The 19,050-nt window shown below is 72.0% G+C and carries 14 protein-coding genes and 1 pseudogene; 3 read left to right on the forward strand and 12 right to left on the reverse strand.

All coding sequences use genetic code 11. The annotated features are described in order from the left end of the window. Nucleotides 1-26: 26 nt before the first annotated feature. Nucleotides 27-1,469, reverse strand: coding sequence for a mannitol dehydrogenase family protein (locus Q4V64_RS48290; RefSeq protein WP_253267381.1), 1,443 nt, complete (start codon nt 1,467-1,469; stop codon nt 27-29). Further along, on the reverse strand, nt 1,466-2,674 hold the full coding sequence (gene manD, locus Q4V64_RS48295) for a D-mannonate dehydratase ManD (protein ID WP_124444421.1): 1,209 nt from the start codon (nt 2,672-2,674) through the stop codon (nt 1,466-1,468). The genes Q4V64_RS48290 and manD overlap by 4 nt, the downstream gene beginning before the upstream one ends. A gap of 124 nt (nt 2,675-2,798) precedes the next feature. On the opposite strand from manD, the gene Q4V64_RS48300 reads away from it, so the two are divergent. Then, the gene (locus tag Q4V64_RS48300) at nt 2,799-3,509 is read left to right on the forward strand and encodes a GntR family transcriptional regulator (RefSeq protein ID WP_124444422.1); all 711 of its coding nucleotides are present in this window, start codon (nt 2,799-2,801) and stop codon (nt 3,507-3,509) included. Nucleotides 3,510-3,589: 80 nt separating this feature from the next. Here the strand turns inward: Q4V64_RS48300 and Q4V64_RS48305 are convergent, their stop codons facing one another. The 7 genes from Q4V64_RS48305 to bla all read right to left on the reverse strand — a co-directional run bounded on the left by Q4V64_RS48305 (nt 3,590) and on the right by bla (nt 12,240). Then, entirely contained in the window at nt 3,590-4,831 is a 1,242-nt protein-coding gene (locus tag Q4V64_RS48305) for a VWA-like domain-containing protein (protein WP_124444423.1), read from the reverse strand. Beyond that, nucleotides 4,828-6,093 (reverse strand): AAA family ATPase, encoded by a 1,266-nt coding sequence (locus Q4V64_RS48310; protein WP_124444424.1) that lies wholly within the window; start codon nt 6,091-6,093, stop codon nt 4,828-4,830. The genes Q4V64_RS48305 and Q4V64_RS48310 overlap by 4 nt, the downstream gene beginning before the upstream one ends. 357 nt (nt 6,094-6,450) lie before the next feature. Continuing rightward, on the reverse strand, nt 6,451-7,851 hold the full coding sequence (locus tag Q4V64_RS48315) for a hypothetical protein (protein WP_124444425.1): 1,401 nt from the start codon (nt 7,849-7,851) through the stop codon (nt 6,451-6,453). Between the two features lie 150 nt (nt 7,852-8,001). Next, on the reverse strand, nt 8,002-9,078 hold the full coding sequence (locus Q4V64_RS48320) for an iron chelate uptake ABC transporter family permease subunit (protein WP_124444426.1): 1,077 nt from the start codon (nt 9,076-9,078) through the stop codon (nt 8,002-8,004). Beyond that, entirely contained in the window at nt 9,075-10,079 is a 1,005-nt protein-coding gene (locus Q4V64_RS48325; protein WP_124444427.1) for an iron ABC transporter permease, read from the reverse strand. The genes Q4V64_RS48320 and Q4V64_RS48325 overlap by 4 nt, the downstream gene beginning before the upstream one ends. Nucleotides 10,080-10,138: 59 nt before the next feature. Next, nucleotides 10,139-11,179: an iron-siderophore ABC transporter substrate-binding protein gene (locus Q4V64_RS48330; RefSeq protein WP_124444428.1), complete on the reverse strand. Its 1,041-nt coding sequence runs from the start codon at nt 11,177-11,179 to the stop codon at nt 10,139-10,141. 134 nt (nt 11,180-11,313) lie between these two features. Beyond that, the gene (gene bla / locus Q4V64_RS48335; protein ID WP_124444429.1) at nt 11,314-12,240 is read right to left on the reverse strand and encodes a class A beta-lactamase; all 927 of its coding nucleotides are present in this window, start codon (nt 12,238-12,240) and stop codon (nt 11,314-11,316) included. A gap of 115 nt (nt 12,241-12,355) precedes the next feature. Here bla and Q4V64_RS48340 point away from each other — a divergent pair, with 115 nt between their 5' ends. Together Q4V64_RS48340 and Q4V64_RS48345 are read left to right on the forward strand one after the other, a co-directional pair. Next, entirely contained in the window at nt 12,356-13,246 is an 891-nt protein-coding gene (locus Q4V64_RS48340; protein ID WP_253267382.1) for a LysR family transcriptional regulator, read from the forward strand. Continuing rightward, nucleotides 13,243-14,145, forward strand: coding sequence for a serine hydrolase (locus tag Q4V64_RS48345; protein WP_172629522.1), 903 nt, complete (start codon nt 13,243-13,245; stop codon nt 14,143-14,145). The genes Q4V64_RS48340 and Q4V64_RS48345 overlap by 4 nt, the downstream gene beginning before the upstream one ends. 77 nt (nt 14,146-14,222) lie before the next feature. Here the strand turns inward: Q4V64_RS48345 and Q4V64_RS48350 are convergent. The 3 genes and pseudogenes from Q4V64_RS48350 to Q4V64_RS48360 all read right to left on the reverse strand — a co-directional run. Next, nucleotides 14,223-14,522: pseudogene (locus Q4V64_RS48350) on the reverse strand (cellulose binding domain-containing protein); the annotation flags it as partial. Nucleotides 14,523-14,713: 191 nt separating this feature from the next. Then, nucleotides 14,714-15,799 carry a GDSL-type esterase/lipase family protein gene (locus Q4V64_RS48355; protein WP_124444432.1) on the reverse strand — a complete coding sequence of 362 codons (1,086 nt, stop codon included), beginning with the start codon at nt 15,797-15,799 and terminating at the stop codon, nt 14,714-14,716. Between the two features lie 237 nt (nt 15,800-16,036). Beyond that, nucleotides 16,037-18,979: an AAA family ATPase gene (locus tag Q4V64_RS48360; RefSeq protein WP_124444433.1), complete on the reverse strand. Its 2,943-nt coding sequence runs from the start codon at nt 18,977-18,979 to the stop codon at nt 16,037-16,039. Between the last annotated feature and the right edge of the window lie 71 nt (nt 18,980-19,050).

A 19,050-nucleotide genomic window follows, 5' to 3' on the forward strand; every position in this document is an offset into this window, starting at 1 on the left:
ACGTATTGGGTCGACGTATGGGGGGCTCAGATCTCGACGCGTCCGGCCCGCAGGGCGGGGAGCCGGGCCGCGACGGCGGCGGTGAGGGCGTCGTCGTCCGCGAGGTCCGCCGCGCCGAGGACGCGCAGCAGCGCGCGCACCGTCTCGGACGGGCGGGCGGAGGGCGCCCAGCAGGCGGCGAGTGTGTCGGCGGCGGGGTCGGTGAACGCGTCTGCCCGTTCGGTGCCGAGCACCCAGGCGGCGAGAGCGAGTTCGAGGACGGGGGTGTGCGTGCCGCGGGCGCGCAGTGCGCGCAGGGCGGGCAGCCAGCGCTCCGTGACCTTCAGCGATCCGTCGGAGCCGATCTGCCGCAGCAGGTGGCGCATCCCGGGATTGCGGAAGCGTACGACGAGGTCGTCGGCGTACCCGACCGGATCGGGGCCGCCCGCGGGGAGGGTGGGGGAGACCTCCGCGCACAGCGCCCGTACGAGTCGCTCGCCCCAGTCCGTCGCCATGGTCTCGGCGATCGTGGTGCGGCCCGCGGCCGTGCCGAGGTAGGCCAGAGCCGAGTGGGAGCCGTTCAGCAGCCGCAGCTTGGCGAGCTGGTACGGCGCGACGTCCGGGACGAACAGGGCGCCGTCCCGCTCCCAGGGAGGCCGGGGCGCGGCGAAGGAGTCCTCCAGTACCCACTGCCGGTACGGTTCGGCCGTCACGGGGAGGGCGTCGCGCACCCCGAGGGCGGCGACGGCCGCCGCGCGGTCGGACTCGTCGGCCGCCGGCACGATCCGGTCCACGACGGTCGCGGGAAAGGCGACGGCTTCGGCCATCCGCTCCAGGACCCGGGCACGGTCCGGCCAGGCGGACGCACGCACGAAGTCATGGACGATCCGGCGCAGCGCGGCGCCGTTTCCCGCCATGTTGTCGCAGGACACGACACTGATCGGGGCGGCGCCCGCGCGCATCCGCGCCGCCAGCCCGGCGGCCAGGCGCCCGACGACCGTGGTGAGAGGCCCGTCGGAGTCGGCCGCGAGGTCGGCGGCGACGGGTGCGGCCGCGGTGTCCAGCCCGCCGGTCGACGCAGAGCGGTGGTAGCCCTTCTCGGTCACGGTCAGGGTCACCACCGTCACCTCGGGATCGGCCAGCAGGGCGTCGACGGCCTTGGCATCGGGTCCCATGGCCAGCGCGTCGACGACCGCGCCCACGACGCGACTGCGGTTTCCGTCCGGACGGCGTTCGGTGAGCGAGTACAGGCAGTCCTGACCCCGCAGCGCGCGCACGGTCCCCACTGACCGGGGCGCGACCGCGCTGATGCCCCAGGGCTCACCGGAGAGGGCGGCGGCCTGCTCCGTGTACACCGCCTGGTGCGCCCGGTGGAAGGCACCGAGTCCGAAGTGGACGACACGGGCGCGCAGTTCGGCCGGATCGACCGGGGGCCGCAGCTCGGGCGCGAGCCGGGGGAGCACCGTACGGTTCAGGGCGTCGGCGCTCACCAGTCGTGCACCGACCCGTCGAGGCGGCGGGCGACCGGAAGGTAGCGCCGCTGGTACGGGAAGCGCTCGGCCGCTTTCTCGTCGTACTCCACGCCCAGGCCCGGCTCCTCGGAGGGGTGCAGCATGCCGTCGGCGAAGGTGACACCCGTGCGGAACACCTCGGCCGTCTCGTCGGGGTGGCCCATGTACTCCTGGATGCCGAAGTTCGGCACCGTGATGTCGAGGTGCACGGCGGCGGCCATGCTGACGGGGGAGAGGTCGGTCGCCCCGTGGGAGCCGGTCCGTACCTGGTAGAGCGCGGCGAGGTCGAAGATCCGCCGCAGATGGGTGATGCCGCCCGCGTGGACGACGGTGGTGCGTACGTAGTCGACGAGCTGCTCGGTGATCAGGTGCTGGACGTCCCAGATCGAGTTCATCACCTCGCCGACCGCGATCGGCGTCGTGGTGTGCCGGCGGATGATCCGGAACGCCTCCTGGTTCTCGGCCGGCGTCGGATCCTCCATCCAGAACAGCCGGCAGCCCTCGACGCTCCTGCCGAAGCGGGCCGCCTCGATCGGGGTCAGCCGGTGGTGCACGTCGTGCAGGAGATGGAACCCGAAGCCGAAGCGTTCCCGTACGGCTTCCAGATAGGTGGGCGCGAATCCGAGATAGGCCTCGGTGTCCCAGGGCTGCTCCTCGGGCAGCTCGGTCGCGGCCGGCTCGTAGACCTTGCCCTTGCGGATCCCGTACGTTCCCCCGACCTCGGGCACGGCGGCCTGCGCCCGTACGGCCTTGTAGCCCAGCTCCAGGTAGCGCTCGACGTCGTCCAGCAGTGCGGGTACGTCGGTACCGCTGGCGTGCGAGTAGACGAGCACGCCGTCGCGGGACGGGCCGCCCAGGAGCTGGTGGACGGGCAGGCCGGCCGTCTTGCCCTTGATGTCCCACAGGGCGGTGTCGACGGCGGCGATGGCGGTCATGGTGACGGGCCCGCGCCGCCAGTAGGCGCCCTTGTAGAGGTACTGCCACATGTCCTCGATGCGGGCGGGATCCCTGCCGATCAGCAGCGGGACGACGTGATCGCGCAGATAGCTCGCGACGGCCAGCTCTCGACCGTTGAGCGTGGCGTCACCGAGTCCGGTCACCCCGTCGGTGGTGGTGATGCGCAATGTGACGAATGTGCGGCCGGGGGAGGCGACGAACACCTCGGCGCGCTCGATCTTGCTCACGGGGGCTCCTTGTCGCGAGGGGGGCGCGAAGTGGGGCGCGAGTGGAGTCGCGAAGTACTTGTATACAAGCATCTGTCGCGCAGTCGAGCAATACTTGTGGCACCGGTCTACGTACGATGTGCACATGGCTCAAACCAACGGGCGGCGGACGAGTCGGCGCGACATCTACCTGAAGTTGCGTCAGATGGTGCTGACCCTCGAACTCGCCCCGGGCGCCAGCCTGTCGGAGAACGAACTCGCCGCGTCGCTGGGTGTCAGCCGCACGCCGGTGCGGGAGAGCCTGATCCTGCTGGCCCAGGAGGGCCTGGTGCAGGTCTTCCCGAAGATCGGGTCGTTCGTGTCCCGCGTGGATCCGGCGCAGGTCGCCGACGCGCAGTTCCTCCGGGAGGCGGTGGAACTCGCCTCGCTGGAGGACCTGCCCGAGCAGCTCGACCCCGCGGTCGTCGAGGAACTGCGGGACAACCTGAAACGTCAGCGGCGCGCGGACCTCGGCCTGGAGGAGTTCTTCGCACTGGACGAGGCGTTCCACCAGGGCCTGATGCGGCTGAGCGGTCACGGCGACGTCTGGACCACCGTGGCCGCGGCCAAGGGCCACCTGGACCGGGCCAGGCGCCTCGGCCTCCACGAGAACGTGTCCCCGGCCGGGTTCGCCGCCCAGCACCACGAGATCTTCGACGCGGTCCTCGGCGGAAACGTCCCCCTCGCCCGCACCGCCATGCGCACCCACTTGCGGGCCGTCTTCAACGACATCGAACGCATCCGCGCGCACTCACCCGAACTGTTCGCCGACCACTCGACCGTGCCGGTGCGACGCAACGTCGTGGTCTGGGAGTGACGGCGCCGGGCGCCTGCGGGGCCTGAGGGTCTGCGGGGCATGCGAGGTCTGCGGGGCCTGAGAGGGGCCTGAGGGGCCGCTCATCCGATGTCAACCACTCTTGCCCAGGCGGGCGGCGAGTCCGGCACGTACTCGGGGTCGTCCTCGTCCCACGACCGGCCTGCCTGGTGCCGAGGGAACAGACCCACCACCGTCCGGCACGGTGGTCGCGTGTCCGGCCAGCGCGTCTGCCCGTCGGTCAGGATCACGACGACATCGGGGCGGGGCCGCGCCCGGAGCGCCTTGGCGAAGCCCGCGCGCAGATCCGTACCCCCGCCGCCCACCAGCGGTATCCCCTCGGCACGGCACAGCGGGTGCACCACCCGGGCCGCCGCGTCGCACGACACCACGCTGACCAGGTCGCGACGGCCGCCCACGGCACGGGAGATCGCGGCGACTTCGAGGAGTGCGCTGCCCAGTTCGGCGTCACTGACCGACCCGGACGTGTCGATGACCACGCAGACCCGGGGCGGCCGGCGCCGCAGGCTCGGCAGCACGACGCCGGGCACCCCGGCCGAACGCCGCGCCGGCCGGCCGTAGGTGTAGTCCTCACCCACGCCGGGGCCGGAGGCCGCCGAGCGGACCGCCGCTCCCAGCAACTCCCGCCACGGCTGCGGCGGGTGGAACGCCTCCTCCGCCCACCGCTTCCACCCTCTCGGGGCGTTCCCCGGACGGGCGGTGATGCCCTGTGCCACCCGGAACCGGACCGCGTCGCGTTCCTGTTCGCTGAGGCCGTGCGCGCCGTCCGGTCCCAGGTCCCACTCCCGTTCCAGCCCGTCGGCGCCGCTGCCGCAGTCCAGCCAGGCCCAGTCCTGGGTACGCGGACCGAGCGTGAACAGGCGCAGGTAGTCCTCCATGAGCTGCCCGGCGGGCAGAGCCAAGGCGGTCGGCTCGACAGCACCTTCGGGCCGGAGCAGCCCGTCACCGAACACGTCGTCGTTGATCTCGCAGTCCGCGGCGATGTTCATCCGCAGCCGTTCCCCCGGGCCGGTCAGCCCGCGCTCCCGCGCGACCCGGTCACCACGTCCGTGATGGTCGCGCAGCAGGTGGGATACCTCGTGCACCCACACCCCCGCCAGTTCCTCCACGGGCGTCCGGTCCACGAACCCCGGCGAGACGTAGCACCGCCAGTGCCGGTCGACGGCCATCGTCGGTACCCACCGCGACTCCACGGTGTGCAGGGCGAACAGGGCCGTCGCCAGGTAGGGCCGGACCCGGGCCGCGTACAGGCGGGCGGCGAAGAGCTTGTCGAGGTCCAGGGCCCCCGGTGCGTCCGGGATCACCGGCCGGCCCTCGCGGTGACCGCCGCGCTCCGGGCCGCCACGTCGTCCGCACGCCGGGACAGGGACACCGTTCCGGCGAGGCGTTCGATCGCTGCCGGAACGTCCCAGTCCGGCCGGCGCAAGGCGGCGAGTGTGTTCGCGGGGACGACCACCAGGTCCGGGGCTCCGGTGTCCACCGCCCGGACCAGGAGCTCCCACGCCGCGTCCCAGCGGGACTTCTCCGGGCGCCCCCGGACCGCCTCCACCACACCGTCCAGCACGGCCTGGCGCAGATCCCCCCGCTCGGGCAGGACGGCCCCCGCCGGGTCGGCGAGCAGCACCTCGGGGTCCGGGAGGTCCATCCGGTCCACGCTCGCCAGCAACTCCAGCCCCGGACCGTCCCCCACGGTGCCCCTGACCAGCAGGGAGAGTACGTCCCGGGAGGAACCGGCCGCGGTCGCGAACGCGATCAGGCACAGGGTCATCTCCCAGCTCCGGGGCGACGGCCAAGGGCCGCCCCGGCGCGTCTCGTTGCTGGGCAGCCGGTGCACGAGCCCCGGACGGGCGGCCAGGAGCCCGCACACCGCGCGGCGCGCGAAGTCGACGGCCTCCGGCAGCCTCTCCGGTTCGAGTCGGGGCAGGGTCGCCCGGGGCCACGTCCCGCCGAGACCGCGTACGACGACCTCGTGGTCGTGGGTCCACTGGAGGTGGACGAACCGGTTGGCCAGAGGCGGGCTCAGTTCCCACCCGTCGGCCGCCGAGGAGCGCGGATTGGCGGCGGCCACGATCCGGACGCCGGGCGGCAGCCGCAGGGCGCCGATCCGCCGCTCCAGCACGAGCCGGAGCAGGGCGGCCTGAACGGCCGGCGGCGCAGTGGACAACTCGTCCAGGAACAGCAGCCCGCGGCCGGCCCGTACCAGTCGTACGGCCCAGTCCGGCGGCGCCATGGGCACACCGTGCTCGGCGGGATCGTCTCCGACGACGGGCAGCCCCGAGAAGTCGGACGGCTCGTGCACACTCGCGATCACCGTGGTCAGCGGAAGGTCCAGGGCCGCGGCCAGCTGTGTCAGAGCAGCGGTCTTGCCGATGCCCGGCTCACCCCACAGCAGCACGGGCAGGTCGGCGGCCACGGCCAGGGTCAGGGTCTCCAGCTGGGTGTCGGGGCGCGGTTCGGTGGTGGTGTCGCGCAGCAGGCTCAACAAGTCGTCGGCGACGTCGAGTTGGGAGGTGTGGGCCGGGTCGGAGGGAGTGCCGGTGGCGGCGAAGGGCGTGTATGTGGGCATGTCTGATCACCTTTGGGTTTGGTTGTGAGGCGAGTGAGTGTGGGGGTGGGGGGAGGACGCCGGGGCGGTGTCTGGCGAGTGGGTGTGAGGCGGGGGCCGGGCCCCGGGGGCGATGTGTGGCGAGTGGGTGCGAGGCGGACGGCTCCGGGGGCGATGTGTGGCGAGTGGGCGCGGGGCGGGGGCTCCGGGGGCGATGTGCGGCGAGTGGGCGCGGGGCGGGGGCCCCGGGGACGATGTGCGGCGAGTGCGTGTGGGGACAGAGGGACCCGGAGTTGGCGTGTGGTGAGTGGGTGTGGGGACGGAGGGCCCCGGAGTCGGCGTGTGGTGAGTGGATGCGTAAGGGACGCAGGTCCCGGGTCAGCGGAAGGTGCCGTGGCGCGGACGCGAGCGGCCGATGCGGGGACGGCGACGGTCCTCGGGGCGAAGACGGGCAGGTCCGGGTCCGGTCAGACCCGCCCGGAACAGCCCGTAGGTGATCCGCCGCTGTGCGGCCGCCTCCAACTCGTCCCGCAGAGCGCCACCGCGCAGCAGTGCGTCGGGGCCCAGCAGGGCCTCGACGACGGCCAGCGCACCGGCGATGTCCCCGTGGTCCAGGCGTGCGCGGACGTCGGCGAGGCACTCCGGATGGCGGTGTGCCGCGTCAATGGCCTGCAGGCAGGGAAGCGGAGTACCGGTCAGCGCGGCCAGCAGCTCCTCCCGCCGGATCTCGGTCGGGTCGTGGTCGAGCGGCGCCAACACCCCGTCGACCAGGCCGATCCGGTGCTGAGCTCCCCGGCACTCCACGAGGCGCGCTGGTCCTGTCGGGTCCGGAGCCCGGGACCGGCCGGCCGGTGAATGATCCGGTGCCAGTGCCGAGGCGACCAGGGGGTGCAGCCGATCGACCTCGATCAAACCGGCGCGGATCAGTTCCAGATCCGGCAGCACCCAGGTCGCCGCGTCGGGCAGGACCGGCGGCGCGGAGGCGTCGCCGCGCGTGGGCGCCGCCGTAATCCGCAATTCGGGTGGACCGGTACCGTTCTCGTCCGCGATCAGGCGCAGGACCAGCCGTTGTCGCGCCCCGACCCGCACGGCGACGGCACCGCCGGTCCGCCCCTCGGCGTGGAGCAGAATCCCCGCCTCGGCCGCCCACCGGTCGACGGCACATCGGCTCCCTTGCGGCACGCTCCCCAGCGGGTCCGGGGGCGGCGCAGGAGAGTCGGCCGGCAGATCGGCCCCGGACCGGATCCGCAGCTCATCGGTCCGGCGCGCGTCCCACAGGTGGCGGTGCAGGTCGAGGCGGAACCGCCGGTTGGGGCGGGGATGCGGATGGCGGCGGGCATCGGGCCCGGAGGCGGATCCGTCCCACAGCGCGAGGCTGATCCGCTGACCGGCATCCGCCCAGGCCGGCGGAGTCCGGACTACGAGGTGCACGGGGCCTGCGCCGTCACGCCCCACAGCGTCGTACCGCGCCAGAGAGACGGTCAGTCCTGGACGCAACAGCCCGTCAGGACCGATTCTCGGCATGTGCCAGCGCAGCAGGTCAGGAGCCAGATGGCGGAGATCGGCCCGGAGTTGGGCCACGAGTGCCTGGCCGTGGGTACGCGCCAGGGAACGCAGACTGAGATCTACATCGATGCCTGCGGCGGCGCACGCCCCCGCCCAGTCCCCGGCGAGGCGCCGGCTGGTCGCGGTCTCGATCATGGACGGCGGCACGGCGAACTCACGCACGCGCTGCCAGAGGGAAAGGCGGGAATCCCCGTTCGCGGTCCGAGTGAGCATCAGCACTCACCTTGCGCGGTCGGGGCCCCCAATCTGTCAACAGAATGAGTCGTCATCGCGGGGATCGTAACGCTCCCACCTCGAACTGTCAGGTGCTTTTCGCCCCCCAACTGGGCGGACACTCGCGTGGGATGAGCGAAGGCCCGCCGGTCAGGCGGAAGCCCCGCCGCGGTGTCGCGTGCGGGCGATCAGCCACATCAGATACGGCGCCCCGACCGCCGCGGTCAGCACGCCGACCGGCAGTTCGTTGGGCGAGAACACGCGCCGGGCCAGCAGGTCCGCCGTGGTCACGATCAGGGCACCCGTCAACGCCGAGCAGAGCAGGGGGATCTGGGTGGTGCGGGTGAGGCGGCGGGCGATCTGGGGCGCGAGCAGCGCCACGAAGTCGACCGGCCCGGCCGCGCCGGTCGCCACGGACGCCAGCACCACGCCGAGGGCGGTCAGCCCCAGCCGTACCCGGCCCAGCCGGACACCGAGGGCGGTGGCCGTGTCGTCGTCCAGGGACACCGCCCGCTGGGCCCGGGCGGCCCACAGCAGCGGCGGAATCAGGACGAGCACCGTCAGGGCGAGAGGCGCCGCCTGGTCGTAACCGCGTCCGTTGAGGGAGCCGGTGAGCCACACCTTGGCCTGCTGGGCCACCAGGTAGTCGCCCTTGGTCAGGAACAGCCGGGTCAGTGATCCCAGCGCGATCGAGACACCGATCCCGACGAGCACGAACCGCGTGGCGTGCAGGCCCTTGCGCCAGGCGAAGGCGTAGACGAGCACGGCGGCGGACAGCCCGCCGACGATCGCGACGTACGGCAGCGCGGTGGGGGACGTGACGCCGAAGGTCATTGCGGTCACCGTCGCCGCGCCCGCGCCGTGCGTGACGCCGATGACGTCCGGACTGGCCAGGGAGTTGCGGGCGACCGTCTGGACCAGCGCCCCCGCGATCCCGAAGGCGGCACCGACCAGCAGACCCGTCACCAGGCGGGGCAGCCGCAGCGTGCCGACGACCAGTTCGTCGGGGCTCGGCTTCCCGAGCAGGACGCGGACGACCTCCGTGGGGGAGACGAAGGACTCGCCGACGCAGAGCGAGGCGACGACGGTCACCGCCAGCGCGGCCACGAGGACGGCGGCGATCACGACGGCCCTGCGGTGCAGCAGGAAGCTGTGCTCGCGCACGCGGACGACGGAGTAGCCGAAGGGACGGGCCGCCGCCGTGCCGGTCCGGTCGAGTCGCGTCATGCCGCCACCGCCGCCTTCCGCCGTACGAGCGCGATCAGGAACGGCACGCCCAACAAGGCCGTCATCACGGCCACCGGGACCTCCGAGGGCGGGAAGAGGACGCGCCCGAGCACGTCCGAGACCAGGATCACCGAGGGGCCCAGTACGGCGGCCATCGGCAGGACCCAGCGATGGGCGGCGCCCACCAGGGCGCGGGCGATGTGCGGCACGGCGAGCCCGACGAAGGCGATGGGACCGGCCGCGGCCACCGCGACCCCGGTCAGCACGGTCGCGGCGAGGGCGCCGAGGATCCGCACCCGAAGGACGTGGTGGCCGAGCCCGCGGGCCACGTCGTCGCCCAGGGCGAGCGCGTCCAGGCCGGGGACCGTGACGGCGACCAGCAGCAGTCCCGCGACCAGGAACGGCCACGTCTGCGCCACCACAGAGCCGTCCCGGCCGCTGATCGAGCCGACGTCCCAGAAGCGGAACTCGTCCAGGACCTCGGCATCGGTGGTGACGATTCCGGACACCACCGAGGCGAGGAAGGCGTTCATCGCGGCACCGGCCAGGGCGAGTTTCACCGGGGAGGCGCCGCCGCGCCCCCCGCTGGCGACGGCGTACGCGGCCACCGCCGCGACCCCCGCGCCGACGAACGCGAACCAGACGTATCCGCTGAGCGTGTGCACCCCGAAGAAGGCGATCGCGCAGACCACGCCGAGCGAGGCGCCCTGGCTGACACCGAGGACGCCCGGCTCGGCGATCGGATTGCGGGTGAGGCCCTGCATGACCACGCCGGCGATCGCCAGGGCGAGCCCGACCATCACACCGATGATCGTGCGGGGCACCCGCAGCGCCCGTACGACCTGGGCGTTGTCGCCGGTCCCGCCGTGCAGCAGGGCGTCGAACACCTCGGTGGGGGCGATCTGGCGGCTACCGACGGCGAGACTCAGCAGGACGGCGAGGAGCAGCAGGAGCACACCCGCGGCCAGCAGGACGACCCGGCGCCGCGTGGCACGGGACATGTGCTACCTCTTCATGTGATGCACGTGGTGTAAGTGATGCATGTGATGCGGTGATGTGCCTACTTGGTCAGGTACTTGTCCAGATCCGCGACGACCTGCTCGGCCGCGGTCACACCGAGTCCGAGGTACCAGGTCTCGTCCGGTACGTCATAGGCGTGCCCGGCCTTGACAGCCTTCAGGTTCTTCCACAGCGGGTTGCCCTGCGCACGGGACTTGTCCGTGGCCTTCGCGTCGCCGTACACGCCGGTGAAGATGTAGTCGGCGTCGGCTTGGTCGATGTTCTCGGCGCTGACCTCGGCGGCCAGGTCCTCGATGTCCTGGTTCTTCGGGCGGGGGATGCCGGCGTCCTTGAGGAGGGTGCCGATGAACGAGGCGTTCGCGTAGAGGCGGATCACCCCGTCGGGCAGGTAACGCACCATCGAGACGGTCGGCTTGTCGGCGCCGAGCTCGGTGCCGAGTGCCTTGACCTTGCTGTCGTAGGCGGCGAGCTTCGCCTTGGCCTCGGCGGTCTTGTCGAGGGCCGACGCGTTGAGGAGGTAGTTCTCCTTCCACGTGAAGCCGGGCCGGATGGAGAAGACGGTCGGGGCGATCTTCGACAACTCGTCGTACTTGTCCGCGGCACGCAGTTGGCTGCCGAGGATGAGGTCCGGCTGGAGACCGGCGATCGCCTCGAGGTTGAGGTTGTTGATGGTGCCGACGTTCTTCGGCGTGCCGGCGTCCTTCTTCAGGTACGACGGCAACTCGGGGGAGCCCTCGGTGGGGGCGAGCCCGACCGGCTTGATGCCCAGCGACACCACGTTGTCCAACTCGCCGACGTCCAGGACCACCACGCGCTTGGGCTGGGCCTCGATCACGGTCTCGCCCATCGCGTGCCGCACGGTGCGCGGCCACTCGCCCGGCTCGGCGTCGGTGCCCATCGCCGCGGTCTTCTCCGCGGCGGACCCGAAGTCCTCACCGCCCTGCGCCACGGCCTTCTTGTCACCGCCCCCGGCGGATCCCGCGTCCTTGCCGTCGTCGCCGGAGCCGCCGCACGCCGCGAGGGTCAGCGCGGCGGCGACGCCGAGAGCGAGGGCGGCCGGACCGCGACGCCGAGGGAACATCACAGGACTCCTTTGTGACACCAGTTCATGGCCATTAGGCCAGGCTCACCTTATCCGGGTGCTCGCCGCGGCCGAGAACGGGTCCTGTGTGCTTCCTGTCACGAAGTTGTGGTGTCACCGCCGACGCGTTTCCTCTACGACAGAGTGCCGGCGACCACGGATGCCGCCTCGGCGATCAGCTTGTTGTCGTAAGTGTCCTCCTTCTCGCTGCGGTTCGACATGATCGCCATGACGACGGGGTCGGCGTGCGGGCGCCACACCACGGCGATGTCGTTGCGGCCGCCGTAGCCGCTGCCCGATCCGGTCTTGTCGCCGACCACCCAACCCTTGGGCACCCCGGCCCTGATGAGCTCGTCCCCGGTCTTGTTGGTCTTCAGCCACTTCGTTAGCTGGGCCCGTTCCGGCTTGCGGAGGACGTCTGAGAGGACGTACGCGCGCAGGTCCTCGGCGAACGCCCGTGGGGTGGTCGAGTCCCGCGTCTCGCCCGGGACCCAGTCGCTCAGCCCGGTCTCGATGCGCTCCATCACGGTGACGTCGTCGCCCAGCTTCCTCAACTCGGCTTCGAGGCCCTTCGGTCCGCCGAGTGCCTCGAAGAGCAGGTTGGCGGCGGTGTTGTCGCTGTAGCGGACGGCGGCGTCGCACAGCTCGCGCAGGGTCATCCCGGTCTCGACGTGCTGTTCGGTGATGGGGGAGTTGGGGAGCAGATCGTCCGCGGAGTACTTGATCACCTCATTCATTCCACTCAGGGAGTACTTGCGCAGGACAGCGGCGGCGGCCATTGCCTTGAACGTGGAGTGGTAGCCGAACCGCTCGCCGTCCCGGTAGGCGACCTCGCGCCCGGTGCCGGTGTCGATGGCGTAGACGCCCAGGCGCGCGTCGAACTTGCGCTCCAGCCCCTTCAGTTCGGCCACGTACGGCTGCCTGGCCGCGCTCGTCGGTACCGTCGCGGCGGCCACCGGCGACGCGCCCTGGGAACCCTCCTGGCCGCAGGCGATGACCGGGACGAGGGCGAGCGCGGCGAGCGCACCGAGAACGGTGCGCCGGGCACGGGTGTACTGCATGGTTCAACCTCCGTTGGGTGGCGGTGAGTTCCGGGACCACCCTCACCGTCGGCCCGTCATGCGGTCCAATACGCTTACGCGCGACTCCATGCCGATCTGGCATAGAGTGCGGGCCGTGGATCTGGTGGGAGCGTGCCGAGCGTTCGTCAGCGTCAGCGAATACGGCGGCTTCACCGTCGGCGCCGCCGCTGCCCGGATGTCGCAGTCCGTGGCCAGCCGCCGCGTCGCCGCCCTGGAGGAACGCTTCGGCCGACCGCTGTTCGAGCGCACCTCGCGGCGGGCCGTGCTCACCCCCTTCGGCCGGGACATGCTGCCGGTGGCCAGACAGCTCGTGCAGGCGGCCGATGTGCTGCTGCACGAGGCGGAAGCCGCCAAGCGCAAACCGTGGCGGCTCGCCGTGCCCGGCGTCTGCCCCACAGCCGGCCTTGCCCGACTGGTCGCCGAGGCGCGCGGGCAGGGCTTCACGCTCGATCTCCGCGTCGCGGCACCCGCACAGCGCAGGGAACTCCTCCACGCGCAACAGGTGTGGGCCGCCCTGCTCGCGGTGCCGCCGGACGAGGCGAGGTGGTCCGTGCCGCTCGGGCTGGCCGGCGTCCGGGATCCCGGAGTGAGACGTCTCTACCTCGAAACGCTGCGGGTCGGGCGAGCCACTCCCGGCCCGGCCCGCCGTATCTGGATCCAGCCGGAGGACGACGTGCCGCACATCCGCGACCCGCTGACACGACTGCGCGACGCGGTCGGCCTGCGGCCCGCGCAACTCGTCGTCGCGACCGACCTGACAAGCGCCGCGGCGGAAGTCCTCTGCACCCGCGACCTGTTGCTGTGCACCCCCGCGCAGGCCGAGGAACTCGCCCTGACCTGGCGGCCCGTCGGCGAGCTCGCGCTCAGCCGGGGGTTCGCCCTCGCCGCCGCGGGAGACGGCAATCCACAGCACATCGAAGCGCGCCTGGGCCACGCCATCGCCCGCTGCCTCGGCGCGGACACCACGGGAGAGGAAGCGACTTGAGCACCGAGGCACTGTTACGCGACATGCGCCGGCAGCTGCGTGACGGCGGTCTGCACGGCTGCATGCTCGTGCGGGATCTGCACACGGGGGAAGAGCTGGGGATCGAGCCGGACACCCCGCTGCCGTCCTCGTCCCTGGTCAAGGTCCCGCTCGCGCTGGCGACCTTCGAGCGCATCCGACGGGGCGAACTCGACGGGGCGACACCGCTCGACGTACCCCCCGGGCGGATCACCACGCCCGGCCCGATCGGGCTGAGCCGGTTCCGCCACCCCGCCCGGGTAGCGGTCGACGACCTGCTCTACCTGAGCATGTGCCTGAGTGACAGCCAGGCCGCGGAAGCGCTGTTCGGCCTCACTCCGCCCGCCCGCGTGGCCGACCTCCTCCACGAGTTCGGCCTGCGCGACATCACTGTCCGGCACACCGTGGACGAGCTGACCGACACCCCCGTCGAACGCTTCGACGCCGCCGACGTGCACCTCGCTCACGCCCTGGCCATCGAGGGCGGCACCAGCGGCCGCGGACACCGGGTGCCGCACCTCGACACCACCCGCGCCAACACCGGCAGCGCCCGCGCCTGGGTCGAACTGCTCCAGGCCCTGTGGACGCCGTCGAAGGTCCACCCGCAGGTGGCCGAGCAGGTACGCGACCTCATGCGGCACAACGTGCTCCGGCAGCGCCTCGCCCCGGACTTCAGCTCCGACGCCACCACCTGGTCCTCCAAGACCGGCACGCTCCTCAACCTCCGTCACGAGATCGGCGTCGTCGAGCACGCCGACGGCCAGGCGTTCGCCATCGCCGTCCTCACCGAGTCACTCGTGCCGGCCAGCTTCCAGCCCGGCGCGGAGGCCCTCATGGCGCAGGTCGCCCGCACGCTGCGGGATCACCTTCGGCAACTGTGACGGTCGAGCCTGCCCGGGGGACGATCGCACTCGTGCTCCCGGGCGGCCGAGGGACTTGGGCATCCATCGAGCGTGGATCAGGCCAGGGAGCAGGTGGCGCCGTTGAGGGTGAAGGCGCTCGGGCTGGGATTCGCGGTGTCCCGGGTCGCCGCGAAGCCGAGGGTGACGGAGCCCGTCGCGGGGATCTGCGCGGTGTACGCGGCGGAGGCGACGCTGACCTCGGCGCTGCTCTGCGTCGCGGTGCCGCCCCACAGGTTGGTGACGCGCCGGCTGTCGGGGAACGTCCAGCGCAGAGCCCAGCCGTTGATCGTCGAGCCGCCGGTGTTGCGGACGACGATCTCGCCCTGGAAGCCGCCGGACCACTGGCTAGTGCCGCGGCAGGCAACGTTTGCCCCGTCGCGACGCCCGGCACGCTCCCCCACTGCCCTAAAGGCGTGGGAGGTGCCCCCACTCGCCGCACCGGGCACAGACCCAAGTACATCCAGTACGAGGGACTGCGCCCGGCACGCCGAGAGCACGCACCGGACGCCGCTCCTTGACGGGCAAACGTTGCCTGCCGCGGCACTAGTCATGCGGCAGCGGCCCTCGCCGTGCAGCTGGCGGTCGCGGACGGGGAGTTCGCCCCGGCCGGGCCGGCGGCGACAAAGCCGAACGTGGCGCTCGCACCCGGCGCGAGCGTGCCGTTCCACGACGCGTTGGCGACGGTGGCCGTGCCGTCGGCGGCCGTGGTGAGCATGCCGTTCCAGACCTGACTGAGACGTGCGCCGTCGGCCGGTACGACGGTCGCGGTCCAGCCCGAGACGGGGGAGGTGGACGTGTTGGTCACCGTCACCTCGCCCTGATAGCCGCCCTGCCAGCTGGAAACGGCACGGAAGGACGCGGTGCAACCGGGCTCACCGCCGCCCGGCCCGCCGGGGTCGCCCGGGCTGAGGAGCGCGGTCAGGGCCGGATACCAGCGGGCGGCGATCTTGTCGTCGCCGGAGGCATTGGGGTGGACGCCGTCGTAGGTGTCGGTGGCGGTGCTGAAGCCCGTCCACTGGTCGACCACGGTCACCGGGGAGCGGCTGCTGCTCGTCGCCCGGGCCCAGTCGGGGATCCGGGCGTTGAAGTCGACGACACGCTGCGCGCAGGCCGAGCAACTGCTGGGGTTCAGGGGGATGAGCTGCGCGACGAGGATCCTTATGTCCGGGTTGGAAGCCCGCATCTGCCCCACGAGCTTGGTGTAGGCGGCGAGGATGCGGTCGGGAGCGATGCTGCTCCACACGTCGTTCGTACCGAAGTGCATGACAATGATGTCCGGGAGGGTGGCGGCCAGTCGGCCCGGGAGCAGGTTCTGGTCGGCTACGTTGGTCACCAACTCGCCGCCGTGGCCTTCGTTGTCACCGTCGTGCGCCTGCCCGCAGCCCTGGGGAGGGAGGGTGCCGACGAAGTCGATGTCCGTGTATCCGGCGCTCTGCAGCCGGTTCCACAGCACCGCCCGCCAGCAGCCGGGCGAGCCGGTGATCGAATCGCCCAGCGGCATGATCCGTACGGGGTCGGCGGCCGGGGCGGCTGCCGCGCGGGGGGCGAGTGTCACCCCGAGGGACAGGAGCAGGGCGGCCAGGAGGCCGAGACCTTGAACGAGCCATAAGGGCAAGCGGGGGGTGCTGCGCATGGTGTTCCCTTCCCCGAGTAGGTGGGAGCGCTCCCATATCCCATCAAGCCATCGTTGTCATTGGCACGTCAAGACGTTAGGGGCGGGGAGAGCGATCCAGCTGCAACCGGCCGACCGCAGCATGTCCGTGCCAGGGGCAGAGCGGCGTAGGCGTCCGGGCGACACAGCAGCGGAAGACCCCGCCTCGCCGCCCACTCCGGCGCCCGGAGATCACGAGTCGAACGGGAGCCGCCACCTTCACGGCAGCCGACGGGGGAAGGACGCCAGGGCCGAGGCCAGGCCGGCCGCGTCGGTACCGATCTTTCGGTACACGGCTGACAGCAGCTGTCGTACACCTTGCTCCGTGAGGCGCAGTTCCTTCGCGACCACCGACGTCGGGTGGCCCTGGGCCGTCATCTCGGCCGCCTTGCGCTCGGACACGGTGAGCGTGTCCGTCTGCGCATAGCGCAGGGGCAGCGGCCGCAGCCCGGCCGCGGACAGTTCCTCCCGCGCCCGGGTGGCCAGGGCCTCGGCACGGCAGTGGACGGCGCCCTCCAGACCTTCATAGAGCCGGCCGGCGGCCTCCTGCAGCTTTCCGTTCCGGATGAGCGCGGCACCGTGGCCGACCAGCGCGCGGGCCAGCTCGTAGGCGGCCGGTGACCGTTGCAGGTGGTCGACGGCCTCCGCGTACAGGTCGAGCGCCGCCGGTCCGTCGGTCACCGCCGCCAGCGTGTGGAGAGCCTGCCCGATTGCGGACGCGGCACCGAAGTCCCGGGCCCGCTCGACGGCGTCCTGGGCATGGCGGACCGCCTGGTCCGGGGCGGTGCGGGCGAGTGCGGAGGCCAGGTGCAGCTGCCAGGGGCACCAGGTGGGGTTGTGCCAGTCCCGCGCCTCCACCCAGTTCCCGACGTCGGACAACAGGCGTGCCGCCTCCGGCAGTCGCCCCTCCGCCAGCAGCAGTTCGGCGTACACCGTGCGGGGATCGGGGAAGATGACCGCGTTCGGCACCACGTCGCCGTAGTGGTGGTGGTCGGCGAGCCGGCGCGCGTCGGCGGTCCGCCCACGGGCCAGCAGGCTCTGGATGAGAATGCCGATGGCGAACCACTGGGCGGGTACCGCGCCTTCGACGCGCTCGGCGGTGTCCAGCCCGGCCCGTACGAGTTCCTCCGCCTCGAGGAGGCTGCCGCGGCGGTAGCGGATATAGCCCAGGAGCGTCTGGCCCTGCGCCAGATGGGAGCCGCGCCAGCCTTTGTGCTCGCACTCGGCCATCCCCTTGGCGAACAGCTCTTCGGCCCGCCATGGCTGATCGCAGTACATGAACAGCAGGGCGACCGCGACGGGCACCTCGAAGCCACGGTTCTCCTCGGTCCAGCTCATCCCTCCGCGCAGGGCCTGCTCGGCGTACCCGAGGGCGGTCCGCCGCGGCTCGCCGCGCACGAGGGCGTCCCACGCCCGCAGGCCGAGGATGTAGCGCTCCTCCAGTCCGCGGCCGGTCAGCTTGTCGGCCAGCCGCGCCAGCCGGCGTGAGCGGGCGGACGAGTCGGGCTCATCGGTGCGAAACGCGCTCCATACGAAGTGATCGGCCTGCATGCGTAGTTTGACTCGCGGATTGGTGGCCCGCCGTGCCTCGTCGCCGGCCACGGCCGCGGCCTCGGTCGGCCGGTCGGTGTGGGCCAGCGCCTGGGTCAGCCGGTAGACGATGGAGGCGCGGAGGGCGGGGTCGATTCCGGACTCCTTCAGCGCCTTACGGAGATGGCGGACCGTGGCCTTGGGGTCGATCAGGAAGGTCGAGCAGGCCAGATCGTGGAGAAGCTCGGCGCGGTCCTCCGCAGGGGGCGGTTCCCGCAGTGCTCGGGCCAGCACGCGCCGGGCGGCCTCCGGGGCCCCGGCGCGGAGATGCTCACGCCCGGCGGCGCGCAGGCACGCGACCGCCTCGGGGCTGCCGTCGCAGGGAACCTCCAGCAGGTGCCGGGCGGCAATGGTGGGGTCGGAACCGGCCACCTGGGCGGCGTAGGCGGCCGCGTTGTGCATGCCGACCCGCAGGCTCGAGGGGATGGCGCGGTAGATCGTCGTGGCGATCAGCGGGTGGACGAACTGCAGGCTGTCCCCGGGCCCGTCGCCGTCCGCGAGGATGCGACAGGCGCGCAGCTTCTCGATCGCCTCGGCGGCTTCCTCCCTGCCGAGCACTGCCATGTCGGCGGCTTCCTCGCTGCCGACCACCATCACGTCGGCGGCGAGCTCGGGCGAGAAGGACCCACCCAGTACGGCGGCGGCCCATGCGAAGCGGACGGTGCTCGGGCCGAGCCGTTTGAGGCGCTCGATCAGTCCCGGGCCCTTGACCGCTGCGGCGAGTTCACGCATCACGGGCAACTCGTCCTGGGTGCCCTTCACCTGCCGCTCGCGGAGCCTGATGGCGAGTTCTACGGCCTCGAACGGGCTTCCGCCGGTGACCTCCCAGCACTCTCCACAGAAGTCGTCCTCGGCTTCCTCACCCACTTCGTCCCTGATGATCCGTGCCACACCGGCCTCACCCAGCGGAGACAGGAGGTGCGGGCGCTTCTCGTGGCGTTCGACGAGCGTGCGGAAAGAGGTCGCGTCGGGCGGAAGTTCGTCGGGCCGGTAGGCGACGACGATCAGGAGCGGGAGGTCCGCGACCCGGGGCGCGAAAGAGGCGATCCAGTCGAGGGATTCGGCGTCGGCCCAGTGCACGTCGTCCAGGAGCAGCACGACAGGCGCGTTCACCATCGTGAGGCGCGTCATGACCCAGTCGAGGCCGTCGCGCACTCCGGTCGGGTCAGGCACCCGAGTGGGGTCCGTCGCCTCGAGACCGAGCGCGGCGCCGACGATGTCGTACCAGCTGCCCAGGAAGGCCCGACGCTCCATGTCGCTCATCCGGGCCAGAGTGGGCTGCATGAGCTGGCGGACGACGCGGAACGCCAGCCCCTGCTCCTTCTCACCGCCCTTGCCGGAGAACACCGTGAATCCGTGTGCGGTGGCGCGTGCCCGCGCCACCGCCATGAGTGTCGACTTGCCCAGCCCGGCCTCACCGGTGAAGGCGAGCAGCCCGCCGCGCGGCACCCGGAGCACGCCATCGACGGCGTCCCGGAGCTCCGACAACGCGCAGTCGATCGCCTGCAGTTCCTCCTCGCGCTCGAGTGGAGGCCGGTGTTCGTTGATCGGTTGCCGCAGCCCATGGGTCATGTGGTCTACCGCTTCCTGTCGTTGCTCCCCCGGACGGGGCGAGCGTACGTCCATGTGCTCGCCCCTTGGCC

Origin of the sequence: Streptomyces sp. NL15-2K (assembly GCF_030551255.1) — a bacterium.
GTDB lineage: Bacteria > Actinomycetota > Actinomycetes > Streptomycetales > Streptomycetaceae > Streptomyces.

What these genes read in the sequence shown, in the direction of transcription:
- Q4V64_RS48300 (WP_124444422.1), top strand. Translation starts at nt 2,799, where the DNA reads ATGGCTCAAACCAACGGGCGGCGGACGAGTCGGCGCGACATCTACCTG.
- Q4V64_RS48325 (WP_124444427.1), bottom strand. Translation starts at nt 10,079, where the DNA reads ATGTCCCGTGCCACGCGGCGCCGGGTCGTCCTGCTGGCCGCGGGTGTG.
- Q4V64_RS48310 (WP_124444424.1), bottom strand. Translation starts at nt 6,093, where the DNA reads ATGCCCACATACACGCCCTTCGCCGCCACCGGCACTCCCTCCGACCCG.
- Q4V64_RS48360 (WP_124444433.1), bottom strand. Translation starts at nt 18,979, where the DNA reads ATGACCCATGGGCTGCGGCAACCGATCAACGAACACCGGCCTCCACTC.
- Q4V64_RS48315 (WP_124444425.1), bottom strand. Translation starts at nt 7,851, where the DNA reads ATGCTCACTCGGACCGCGAACGGGGATTCCCGCCTTTCCCTCTGGCAG.
- Q4V64_RS48320 (WP_124444426.1), bottom strand. Translation starts at nt 9,078, where the DNA reads ATGACGCGACTCGACCGGACCGGCACGGCGGCGGCCCGTCCCTTCGGC.
- Q4V64_RS48330 (WP_124444428.1), bottom strand. Translation starts at nt 11,179, where the DNA reads ATGTTCCCTCGGCGTCGCGGTCCGGCCGCCCTCGCTCTCGGCGTCGCC.
- bla (WP_124444429.1), bottom strand. Translation starts at nt 12,240, where the DNA reads ATGCAGTACACCCGTGCCCGGCGCACCGTTCTCGGTGCGCTCGCCGCG.
- Q4V64_RS48355 (WP_124444432.1), bottom strand. Translation starts at nt 15,799, where the DNA reads ATGCGCAGCACCCCCCGCTTGCCCTTATGGCTCGTTCAAGGTCTCGGC.